Source organism: Thioalkalivibrio sp. AKL9 (assembly GCF_000377825.1).
Lineage (GTDB): Bacteria > Pseudomonadota > Gammaproteobacteria > Ectothiorhodospirales > Ectothiorhodospiraceae > Thioalkalivibrio > Thioalkalivibrio versutus.
Map to the genome: position 1 here is coordinate 39,226 of NZ_KB905106.1, position 10,260 is coordinate 49,485.

11 protein-coding genes are annotated in these 10,260 nt (G+C 68.9%); 7 read left to right on the forward strand and 4 right to left on the reverse strand.

The window, feature by feature from the left end; all coding sequences use genetic code 11:
- Positions 1–229 precede the first annotated feature (229 nt).
- The 4 genes from D573_RS0105115 to D573_RS0105130 are packed head-to-tail and all read right to left on the reverse strand — an operon-like array spanning position 230 to position 3,117.
- Positions 230–1,195: an arsenic resistance protein gene (locus D573_RS0105115; RefSeq protein ID WP_018937812.1), complete on the reverse strand. Its 966-nt coding sequence runs from the start codon at positions 1,193–1,195 to the stop codon at positions 230–232.
- A 33-nt stretch (positions 1,196–1,228) separates the two neighbouring features.
- The gene (locus D573_RS0105120; RefSeq protein ID WP_018937813.1) at positions 1,229–1,618 is read right to left on the reverse strand and encodes a hypothetical protein; all 390 of its coding nucleotides are present in this window, start codon (positions 1,616–1,618) and stop codon (positions 1,229–1,231) included.
- Between the two features lie 56 nt (positions 1,619–1,674).
- Positions 1,675–2,565 carry a DMT family transporter gene (locus D573_RS0105125; protein ID WP_018168631.1) on the reverse strand — a complete coding sequence of 297 codons (891 nt, stop codon included), beginning with the start codon at positions 2,563–2,565 and terminating at the stop codon, positions 1,675–1,677.
- A gap of 39 nt (positions 2,566–2,604) precedes the next feature.
- On the reverse strand, positions 2,605–3,117 hold the full coding sequence (locus D573_RS0105130; RefSeq protein WP_018937814.1) for a hypothetical protein: 513 nt from the start codon (positions 3,115–3,117) through the stop codon (positions 2,605–2,607).
- Positions 3,118–3,240: 123 nt separating this feature from the next.
- On the opposite strand from D573_RS0105130, the gene D573_RS0105135 reads away from it, so the two are divergent.
- The 7 genes from D573_RS0105135 to D573_RS0105165 all read left to right on the forward strand — a co-directional run bounded on the left by D573_RS0105135 (position 3,241) and on the right by D573_RS0105165 (position 10,238).
- On the forward strand, positions 3,241–4,119 hold the full coding sequence (locus tag D573_RS0105135; RefSeq protein WP_018168629.1) for a decaprenyl-phosphate phosphoribosyltransferase: 879 nt from the start codon (positions 3,241–3,243) through the stop codon (positions 4,117–4,119).
- On the forward strand, positions 4,116–5,090 hold the full coding sequence (locus tag D573_RS0105140; RefSeq protein WP_018937815.1) for a lysylphosphatidylglycerol synthase transmembrane domain-containing protein: 975 nt from the start codon (positions 4,116–4,118) through the stop codon (positions 5,088–5,090). The genes D573_RS0105135 and D573_RS0105140 overlap by 4 nt, the downstream gene beginning before the upstream one ends.
- Before the next feature lie 213 nt (positions 5,091–5,303).
- Complete coding sequence (locus D573_RS0105145; protein ID WP_018937816.1) at positions 5,304–6,602, forward strand: FAD-binding oxidoreductase; 1,299 nt, start codon at positions 5,304–5,306, stop codon at positions 6,600–6,602.
- Between the two features lie 5 nt (positions 6,603–6,607).
- A complete protein-coding gene (locus D573_RS0105150) occupies positions 6,608–7,360 on the forward strand; it encodes an SDR family oxidoreductase (protein WP_018177041.1) in 753 nt (250 codons plus the stop codon).
- 5 nt (positions 7,361–7,365) lie between these two features.
- Positions 7,366–8,046 carry an HAD-IB family hydrolase gene (locus tag D573_RS0105155; protein ID WP_018937817.1) on the forward strand — a complete coding sequence of 227 codons (681 nt, stop codon included), beginning with the start codon at positions 7,366–7,368 and terminating at the stop codon, positions 8,044–8,046.
- Positions 8,043–9,548, forward strand: coding sequence for a glycosyltransferase family 39 protein (locus D573_RS0105160; RefSeq protein ID WP_018937818.1), 1,506 nt, complete (start codon positions 8,043–8,045; stop codon positions 9,546–9,548). The genes D573_RS0105155 and D573_RS0105160 overlap by 4 nt, the downstream gene beginning before the upstream one ends.
- Before the next feature lie 120 nt (positions 9,549–9,668).
- Positions 9,669–10,238 carry an invasion associated locus B family protein gene (locus D573_RS0105165; RefSeq protein ID WP_018937819.1) on the forward strand — a complete coding sequence of 190 codons (570 nt, stop codon included), beginning with the start codon at positions 9,669–9,671 and terminating at the stop codon, positions 10,236–10,238.
- The last annotated feature ends 22 nt before the right edge of the window (positions 10,239–10,260 follow it).

Genomic DNA, 10,260 nt, shown 5'->3' on the forward strand with positions numbered 1-10,260 from the left:
AGCCTGGGCGCAGCTCACAGTCAGGAGCTGCGCCACCACCCGGGGAGCGGCTCCTCCGCTGGCCCCGCGCAACGCCCACCCGCCCTCCTACGCACCCGCGCCAGGAAGTGCTTGCCGCGCGGCCGCCTCCGCTGACGGCCGCATCGTCCCGCGAGCGGCCCTGCACGCAATGGATGATCGACCCAGCACGAGAAGGCCGGACGACGATCCGGGGCCCGGAAGTGCCGCCTCAGGCGGCAGGGCGATCGGGGAACAGGTGGCAGGGAATCCACCACAGGTACACCATCATTCCGATCAGCTCGACCAGGGACTGGAACACCACCACGACCACGGCGAGTTCCAGCCCCTGCGGCAGGGCGAGCGCGATGGGCAGGACCACGAAGGAGTTGCGCGACCCGAGGCTGAAGGCGAGCACCCGCCCTTCGGCTATCGGCAGGCCGAACACCTGGGCCAGGGCCCGCGCCAGCAGGGCCGCGACCACCAGGAAACCGGCAAAGATCAGTAGCAGCGGCAACAGCACACCGACTCCGTCGAGCACCGTGTTGATCTGCGAGGCCGCAATGATGAACACCACCACGGCCAGCAACGGGACCGGCAGCCAGGCCAGGCCCGAGATCAGGTGTCCGCGGCCGGGGTCGTCGTAGGCCCAGCGTTCGGTCAGATAGGCAAGGATCAGCGGGACCAGGATCAACCCCGCGAAGGCCTTCAGCACGTCCTCGCCAGCCAGCGCCAGGGTGAACTCACCGCCAAAGAACAGCCACAGGTACAGCGGCAGCAGGGCCAGCTGCAGCAGGAGCGAAATGGGTGAGAAGGCGATGGCCCGGCGGGTATCGCCGCCGCCGAGATGGGTAAAGGTGATGAACCAGTCGGTGCAGGGCACCAGCAGCACGAGGGCGATCCCCAGCAGGATCGCTGGATCGCCCGGCGCCACCTGGAGGATCGCCCAGACCAGCGGCGGGATCACCACGAAGTTGCCGATCACCGCTGCCAGCAGCAAACGCGGCTCGCGGAACGCCGCGCCCAGGTGGAGCAGCGGCGTCTGCGTGAAGGTGGCGTACAGCAGCACCCCGAGTACGGGCCAGAGCACCACCTCCAGCCACTCGCTGGCCCCTGGCGCGGCCACCCCCAGGAAAAGCCCTAGGGCGATCGTCACCAGGTAGATCAGTACCTGATACTGCTCCAGCCGCTCACGCATCCGCGAACGCGGCTCGGGCACGACACAAGGCGTTTACCAGAGCCAGGTTTCAGGTTGCTCGATAGCACGGTTGTCGTTGTTGGCCAGCAGGCCCTTGATGCAGCGCACCAGCAGCCAGATCACCAGGGCGAGGAAGATCACGAAGCCGATGCCGATCGGCGTCGTGATGACCCCGAGCACGGCAAACAACAGCCCGATCCAGAACGTGCGGATCTGGTAGGTGAAGTGGGAGACGCTGACGGTATCGGCCTCGCCGCGCTTGATATAGGCGATGATCAGACCGGCGATGGCGGTCAGCGCGGTCAGGAAGCTGACCAGATAAAGCACGTATACCACGGTGACCATGGTGGCATCCTTGCGCGGGCCGAGCGTGGGCTTGCTCACGTCGCTGCGCACAACTTCCGGTTTCGGATCTTCGGACACTTCGCACCTCCTGTGGCGTGAATGACGGGGACCAACTTATCAGACTCTCCCGATGCCTATCCGGGCCCGCCCAGCACGATGAGCAGGATACCGACAAGGGCAAAGAAGAACCCGGCCAGTTGCACCCGTGACATGCGCTCGGCCTGGAACAATCGCGCCATCAGCGCCGTCGGCGCCGGGGACAGCGCCCCGGCCACCGCGATGATCGACAACAGGCCCATGCGCACCGCGACCACGAAGGCCAGAGTGGCCGCCGCCTGTAACAGACCTGCCAGCGACAGCAACACCAGGGTCGAGCGGCTCATCCCCAGCTGCGGACGGCGGATCAGCATCACCACCAGAAGGGCCAGGGCACCCACTGCCGAGGTCGCGACTACCGGCCACAGCGGCGAGCCGGCCTCGGCCTCGTTGAGGAACACGAATATCAGACCGAAGCAGGCCCCTGCGATCGCCGCGTCGAGCAGGCCACGAACCGGATGCTCCCCCCTCGCCAGCGCCATCAGGCCACGTACCGGTTCATCCAGGTTGCGCGGACTCGCCTTGCGCGCCCCGCCAGAGATCATCCCGATCGCGATCACGATCGCGGCGATCCCGAGCAACGCCAGCAGCCCCGGCTGTTCACCCAGCGCGAGTCCGACCAGCAGCGGCACCAGCGCCGAGATCACCCCGGTCACCGCAGCGACCAGCCCCATCGAACCCTGGGCCAAGCCGTGGTAGTACGCCAGCAGGCCCAGCGCCAGGGCAAGCCCCGCGGCCCCACCCCAGATCAGGGCCTGCGCTCCAGGCAGACCCGCCAGCGGAAGGGCGATCACCAACAGGGCTGCGGTCGCAAGGATCTGCGAATAGCAGGCCACCACCAGCGCCGGAATGCGTCGCGAGGCCAGCCCGCCGAAGAAATCGCCGGCGCCAAACCCCAGGGCCGTCAGCAGGCCCAGAAAGAACGCCAACTCAGACCCTGCCGCGGTTCGAACCCATCATGCGCGGGCTTACTCGTGCGCGCCGTCGAGCATGTCCTTCAGGGCCTCTTCGCCACCGGCATGGCCGACGCCGGTCACCACACCCTCGGTGTCCAGCAGGATCACGGTCACCTGCTCGCGCTGATGCGGCAGGAAGCCGGCATCGGCCTCGCTGGAGGTCACCACGATGGAATAGTCCCGCGCCTGCATCCGCGGCAGCACCACGTTCTGCATCGGTTGCGCCGGCATCTCGTGGATATCGGCGATGTAGATGATGCCCAGCGCATCGCGCGCCTCGGCGCCCATGCCATCCAGCACCGCATTGGCCACACCAGCCGGCGCGGCCTCCACGGTCTTCAGGATCACGCGGGCATCGCCCGGCAGCTCCACCGGATTGCCGTGCTGGTCGTTCAGGGTGCGCTCGGGAAAGGGCTGGCCCTCGCCGAACTCGGGCTCCGGGCCACCGCCGGACATGCAACCGGCGACAAGCCCGGCCGCGGCCAGCAGGACGGCGGGCAGGAAGGATCGGGCGATACGGGACATGACAGTTCTCCTGCGAGTCAGAACATGGAATCGAGCGCGCAGCACGGGCGCGCTTTAGCGCCGCCGATGGTAACGCATCGAGTGCGTCAGTAGACTGCAACGACCTTCACGACCGACGCCTGCATGCTGTATTCGCTGATCAAACTGCTGCGCCCGCACCAGTACATCAAGAACGGGTTCGTGTTCCTCGGTGTGGTGTTCGCGCACGAGTGGGGCGAACCCGGCACGGTGCTGGCGGCCAGTCTCGCCTTCCTCGCCTTCTGCGCGATCGCCAGCGCGGTGTACGTGCTGAACGACATCGTCGATGTCGAGGCCGACCGCCAGCATCCGACCAAGCGCGACCGCCCCATCGCCAGCGGTGCGATCAGCGTACCCACCGCCTGGGCGATCTTCGCCACCGCGGCGATCCTCGCGCTGGTCCTCGCGGCGATGGTCAGTACCTGGGTCATCGCGCTGATCCTGACCTACCTGGTGCTGAACGTGGCCTATTCCTGGTCGCTGAAGCACATCGTGATCCTTGATGTATTCAGCATCGCGGCCGGCTTCATGCTGCGCATCCTCGCCGGCACCCTGGGCCTGGGCATCGAGCCCTCGCAGTGGCTGCTGCTGTGCGGCCTGATGCTGACGCTGTTTCTTGGCTTCGCCAAGCGCCGCGCGGAGCTGGCCGACGACACCATCGAACGCCGCGGCAACGCCGATCGGCCGCGGCGCGTACTCGACGACTACAGCCTCAGCCTGCTCGATCAGTTCACCTCCATCAGCGCCGCCTGCACGGTACTCGCCTATGGCCTGTACACCGTCAGCGCGGAGACCATGGCCCTGCACGGCACCGACGGGCTGATCTACACCCTGCCGTTCGTGATCTACGGCATCTTCCGCTACCTGTTCCTGCTGCACGCCCGCGGCGGCGGCAACGACACCTCGCGCGACCTGGTCACCGACCCCCACCTGCTGGCCACTGTTGCGGTGTGGCTGGGGGTCACCATCGCCGTGCTCGCATGAGCACGGTACGGCTCTCCGGCTGGCGCCTGCGCGCGGTGATGTTCTCGGTCATCGTGGCCGTCGCCCTGTATCTCGGGGTCGCCCTGTGGGCCGGTGCGGACGAGGTCTGGCGCGCCCTCAAGCTGGTGGGCTTCGGCGGACTGCTGCTGGCACTGGCGCTGTCACTGTTGAACTACAGCCTGCGTTTCACCCGCTGGCAGCTGTACCTGCGCACCCTGGGCCATGCCGTCCCGACCCGCGCCAGCCTGCACATCTACGTGGCCGGCTTTGCCCTGACCACCACCCCCGGAAAGGCCGGGGAGGCGCTGCGCGGGGTACTGCTGAAACGCCGCCACGTACCCTACCCCGACAGCTTCGCGGCGTTCGTCTCCGAACGCCTGTCCGACCTGATCGCGGTGGTGCTGCTGTCCATGCTGGGACTAACCCTTGTCGCCCAGGGCACCTGGCTGATCCTGATCGGTGCCGCCTGCATCCTGGCCGCGCTGGTGGTGCTCGCCTGGCGCCGGCCACTGGCGTGGCTGCAGATCGTGAGCGACCGCCCGGGGCAGCGCCTGTGGCGCACCCTGCACCATCTGGTTACCGTCCTGCTGCAGGCGCGGCGCTGCCACCGGCCCGCCCTGCTGGCCGGCGCCACCGTGCTCAGCGTGATCGCCTGGAGCGCGGAGGCCCTGGCCTTCTGGTGGATCCTCAACGCCATGGGCTTCGAGGCCACGTTCGCCTTTGCCGCGTTCGTGTTCGCCCTGGCCATGCTGGCGGGCGCGCTGAGCTTCCTGCCGGGGGGGCTCGGCGGCACCGAGGCGGTGATGATCGCCCTGCTGCTATGGGCCGACATGCCACCGGCCGATGCGGTCGCGGCGACCATGCTGATCCGCTTCACCACGCTGTGGTTCGCGGTGATCCTCGGCCTGATCGCGCTGGGCACCAACCCCGAGGCGCGCGGCCGCGAACTCCCGGACCCGCACCATGGCTAGGCTCGCCACGCCAATCCCGTCATTGCGAGGCCCCGCAGGGGCCGTGGCAATCTCCCGAAGCTGTTCCGGGCGTTGGGGGCAGGAGACGGCGATAACTCGCTGCGCTCGCCCGTCGGGCCGGCCTGCGGCCGTTCAACGCGCTACGCGCCTTTGTGCCGCGGCCGCGCAGCGGCCTCGCAATGACGGGGACATTGGGCGCGCGGAGGGCATGGCATGACCGCCAGCTGGAACCGCATCCCTCGGGTGGAACACGCGGCCGAGGTCGCGCTCGGTCGCCGCGGGCGCGCATTGCCCGACGTGCCGCGCCCCCTGCTCGCCCACGGGCTGGGGCGCAGCTATGGCGACGTCTGCCTGAATCCCCAGGCCTCGCTGCTGCACACGCCGGGGCTGGATCGCTTCGTGGCCTTCGACGCCGCCACCGGAGAGCTCACGGCCGAGGCCGGGGTATCGCTGGATGCGCTGCTGCGCTTTGCCGTGCCACGCGGCTGGTTTCCGCCGGTGGTGCCCGGCACGCGCTTCGTTACCCTGGGGGGTGCGATCGCCAATGACGTGCACGGCAAGAACCACCACCAGGCCGGCAGCTTCGGCGACCATGTACGCGCCCTGACCCTGCGTCGTTCCGATGGCCAGGTGCTGGAGGTCACCCCCGAGAACACACCCGACTGGTTCGCCGCGACCGTCGGCGGCCTGGGCCTGACCGGCCTGATCGAGACCGTGACCCTGCAGCTGGCCCCGATCCGCAGCGCCTGGATGCGCGCCTGGTCGCAGCGCTTCGACTCGCTGGACGCGTTCTGGGAACTGAACACCCAGTCCGAGCGCGAGTGGCCCTACACCGTGGCCTGGATCGACTGCCTGAACCCGGGAGCCGGCGGCCGGGTCGGTCGCGGCATCTACAGCGGCGGGCGCCATGCGACCACCGCGCCGCGCAAGGACGCCTGGCACGAACACCGCCGCAGCATCCCGCTGGACCCGCCGGTGTCGCTGGTCAACCGCCTGACCCTGCGCGCGTTCAACCACCTCTACTACCGCCAGCCGGTGCACGCGACCCCGCGCACGGTCCATCACCTGCCCTGGCTGTTCCCGCTGGACGCCATCCGGCACTGGAACCGGATCTACGGTCACAACGGGTTCTACCAGTACCAGTGCGTGCTGCCGCCCGGTGCTGCGAAGGACGGCGTACAGGCCCTGCTGGATGCCATCGCCGCCAGTGGCCAGGGGTCGTTCCTCGCGGTGCTCAAGACCTTCGGCGACCGCGCCGCGCCGGGCCTGCTGTCCTTCCCGCGCCCGGGTGCCACGCTCGCGCTGGACTTCCCGGAAAAGGGCCGCGACACCGAACGCCTGTTCGCGCGCCTGGACGCGATCGTGCAGGAGGCCGGCGGTGCCCTGTACCCTGCGAAGGACGCACGCATGCCGGCCGACGTCTTCCGCCAGGGGTTCCCCCGCTGGGAGGCCTTCGCCGAGTATGTGGACCCCGAATTCTCCTCCGGCTTCTGGCGCAGGGTGACTGCATGAACCCAATGAAGAACGTTGTCCTCTTTGGTGCCACCTCGGCCATTGCCTCTGCGGTGGCGCGGGAGTTGGTGGACACCGGTGCCCGGCTGTTCTGCGTGGCCCGCGACGGCGAGGCGCTGGAGGCCCTGCTGGCCGACCTGCGGGTGCGTGGCGACGACCCGGACGGCGCCCGTATCCTCGGCGCCACGGCGGATCTGGCCGACGTCGACGGCCACGCCGCCATCTGGCAACAGGCGCAGGAGGCCCTGGGCGAGGTGGACAGCGTGCTGCTGGCCTGGGGCACCCTGCCCGACCAGGCGGCCTGCAACGCCTCGGTGGACGAGACCCTCGAGGCGATCCACGTGAACGGCACCAGCGCCATCGCCCTGCTTGCCCGCATCGCGCCGGACTTCGAGGCCCGCGGCCGGGGCGTGATCGCCGCCATCGGCTCGGTCGCCGGCGACCGCGGGCGCCAGAGCAACTACGCCTATGGCACGGCGAAGGGCATGCTCGCGATCTACCTGCAGGGCCTGCGCAACCGCCTGTTCTTCAGCGGCGTGGACGTAGTCACGCTCAAGCCCGGCTTCGTGCGCACCCCGATGACCGAGGGCTTCAACCGCGCCGGCGCCCTGTGGGCCGAACCGGAAACGGTCGCCCGGGGCATCGTCCGCGCCATGCACCGTGGCCGCGACGTGGCCTACCTGCCCGGCAAGTGGTGGGTCATCATGACCATCATCCGCCTGATCCCCGAATACCTGTTCAAGCGCCTCAAGCTGTAACGACCATGTCCGCCCCCACCCGGCCCGGCCCCGCGCGGCAGATCGTGCTGTTCGATTTTGATGGCACCCTGACCCGGCGCGACAGCCTGTTCCCCTTCCTGCGCCACGCACTGGGGACAGTGGAATTCCTGCGCCGCCTGCCGGACTGCCTCCCCGCCCTGACCGGCCTGGCGCTGAAGCGCCTCTCCAACCAGGACGCGAAGGAGGCCGTGCTGACCCGCATGCTGGCCGGCGAGACCCTCGCCCACCTGCAGGCAAAGGGCCGCGAGTTCGCCGAGGGCCGCCTGGACCGTCTGCTGCGCCCGGCGGGCATGCGCGCGCTCCAGGCCCACCAGGCCGCGGGCCATGACTGCGTACTGGTGTCCGCCTCGCTGGATCTCTGGCTGCAGCCCTGGGCCGAGCGCCACGGCCTTGCCGGCGTAGTCAGCTCGCGCCTGGCGGTCGATGACAGCGAACGCGTGACCGGACACCTCGACGGTACCAACTGCCGGGGCGCGGCCAAGCCGGCCGCCATCGCCGCCTGGCTGGCGACCCTGCCCCCGGAGGAGCCGGTGGACCTGGTCGCGGCCTACGGCGACAGCGACGCCGACCAGCCAATGCTGGAGCTGGCCCGCAGCGGCTACCGGCTGCGTCGGGGCCGCTTCCGGCGCGTCCACGGACCCGCCCTGGAGGACACCCCCGAGTGAGACCGACACCCAACTCGTGGCCGTGGCTCGCGCGCCACTACGGCGCGATCCTGCTGGCCGTCCTGCTGGTCAAGATCGGCATGGCATGGGCGCTGCCGATCACCGGCGACGAGGCCTATTTCCTCATCTGGGGCCATAACCCGGATCTGGGCTATTACGACCACCCGCCGATGATCGGCTGGTGGCTCGGCGCCATCCTGCCGCTGTCGGACCACCCGCTGGCGATCCGCGCGCTGGGCATCTTCGCCTCCATGGCCCCGGCGCTTGCGGTCTTTCTCTGGTGGCGACATACCGATCCGGTCCGGGCGCGCCTGGTCTCGCTGCTGGCGCTGTTCATGCCGCTGTTCTTCATCGCGGTCATCACCGCGACGGACACCCCGCTGATCCTGTTCGCCCTGCTCGCCACCGGCCTCGCCTGGCGGGCGCTGCGCACCGGGCGCGCGGCCTATTTCCTGCTCGCCGGGCTGGCCCTGGGGCTGGCGTTCCTGTCGAAGTACTTCGCGGTGCTCCTGGGCATCGCGCTGGGGCTGCACATCCTGCTGTTCGCGCGGCACCACTGGCGTGGGCTCCTGCTAATCATCCTCGGCGTGGTGCCGGCGGTCGCCCTCAACCTCTACTGGAACTGGGACAACTGCTGGTACAACGTGATGTTCAACGTCGTGAACCGGCATGGCGATGGCGGCTTCGATCCCGGCAACTGGCTCACCTATGCGATCCTGCTCGTCTATCTGTTCACGCCCTGGCTGCTGTGGTTCTACGCCCGCCAGTGGCGCGCCCTGGCCGCCGGCATCCGCGAGTACCAACTGGGCGTGTTCCTCTCCGCCGGGCTGATCCCGCTGATCCTGTTTGCCCTGCTCGCCCCCTTCAAGAGCATCGGGCTGCACTGGCTCGCCGCCTTCGCGCCCTTCCTGCTGCTGCCCGCGCTGTTCCTGGCCCAACGCTCGCTGACGCTCGGCGTCTGGCTCTCCGGGGCCCTCGCGATGCTGCACGCCGTCGCGATCCTGACCCTCGCGCTGATGCCGGTGGAATGGCTGAAGGGCCAGGACCGCTACGCCGACGCCGTGTTCTACCTGGCCCCGGAATCGGTGGCCGGGGTGGTGGGCGAATACGACGCGGACTGGCACGTCTTCACCCGCAGCTACTCGCGGTCGGCGGTACTGGGCTACTACGCCGGCCGCGAGGTCGGGGTGTTCGGCCCCGGCTCGCACTATGGCCGCCAGGACGACCTGCTCACCGACTTCCGCGCGCTGGACGGCGCCAACCTGCTCTACGTCCCCACCCGCGGCGAGCTGGACCCGGCGCATGTGGAGCCCTTCTTCGACGAGGTGCGCGTACGCGAAGTCACCATCCGCGGCGTCGCCTGGACCCTCGCCGAGGGCCGCGGCTTCGACTACGCCGCCTACCACGACCTGGTGCTGCAGCCGGTGCTCGAACGTTACTACGACCTCCCGGACTGGCTGCCCGAGGGCCGCTGCGACTTCGTCGAGCGCTACACTCGCTGACCCACGGACGGGAGGGAAATGCGCCTACCACGTCCCCGAAACCGAAGCCGGTTCGAGGCACCGACTTGTGCGGCGCGCTAGAGTAGGGGCGTCATTTCAATACCGGAGATACCTCGACTCATGCATACGGCCATCCAGTGTGTTCGCCGCGTCCGCCGCGGTCCCTCCATCGCCCTGCTTGCCTTGCTGCTCGCGGGCCTCGCCGCCCCGGGGGCGGCGCAGGACATGGGACAACCCGGCCAACCGCAGCAGCCCGTGCAGCAGGAGCCGGAAACCACCGTCTACCAGGACTGGGAGGTCGCCTGCATCGACACCCCGAACGGCGAGCGCTGCCAGATGCAGCAGACCCTGCAGATTCAGGACGAACAGGCGCAGGGACTCTTTCTGCAGGCCACCATCCGCCGTGAAGGTGACCAGCATGTGATCGAGGTGCTGGTGCCGCTGGGCGTGGATCTGCGACCCGGTATCCGCATGCAGGTCGATGACGCGGGCGAGGAAATGGACGCCGGCTATGTGACCTGCGTGCAGCAGGGCTGTGTCGCCGGACGCGAACTGAATGACAGTCAGATGAGCTCGCTGCGAGGCGGGCAGGCCCTGACCGTGGCCTTCCGCGCCCTGCACCAGGAGCAACCGTTCGTCTTTGACGTGTCCTTGATGGGGTTCACCGACGCCAGCAACGAGCTGAGATAAGAGCGCCAGGATCACCGCGGCA

Excerpts from the sequence above, each read along its gene's own strand:
- D573_RS0105130 (WP_018937814.1), bottom strand. The coding sequence starts at position 3,117 with ATGTCCCGTATCGCCCGATCCTTCCTGCCCGCCGTCCTGCTGGCCGCG.
- D573_RS0105135 (WP_018168629.1), top strand. The coding sequence starts at position 3,241 with ATGCTGTATTCGCTGATCAAACTGCTGCGCCCGCACCAGTACATCAAG.
- D573_RS0105140 (WP_018937815.1), top strand. The coding sequence starts at position 4,116 with ATGAGCACGGTACGGCTCTCCGGCTGGCGCCTGCGCGCGGTGATGTTC.
- D573_RS0105150 (WP_018177041.1), top strand. The coding sequence starts at position 6,608 with ATGAAGAACGTTGTCCTCTTTGGTGCCACCTCGGCCATTGCCTCTGCG.
- D573_RS0105165 (WP_018937819.1), top strand. The coding sequence starts at position 9,669 with ATGCATACGGCCATCCAGTGTGTTCGCCGCGTCCGCCGCGGTCCCTCC.
- D573_RS0105145 (WP_018937816.1), top strand. The coding sequence starts at position 5,304 with ATGACCGCCAGCTGGAACCGCATCCCTCGGGTGGAACACGCGGCCGAG.
- D573_RS0105115 (WP_018937812.1), bottom strand. The coding sequence starts at position 1,195 with ATGCGTGAGCGGCTGGAGCAGTATCAGGTACTGATCTACCTGGTGACG.
- D573_RS0105155 (WP_018937817.1), top strand. The coding sequence starts at position 7,366 with ATGTCCGCCCCCACCCGGCCCGGCCCCGCGCGGCAGATCGTGCTGTTC.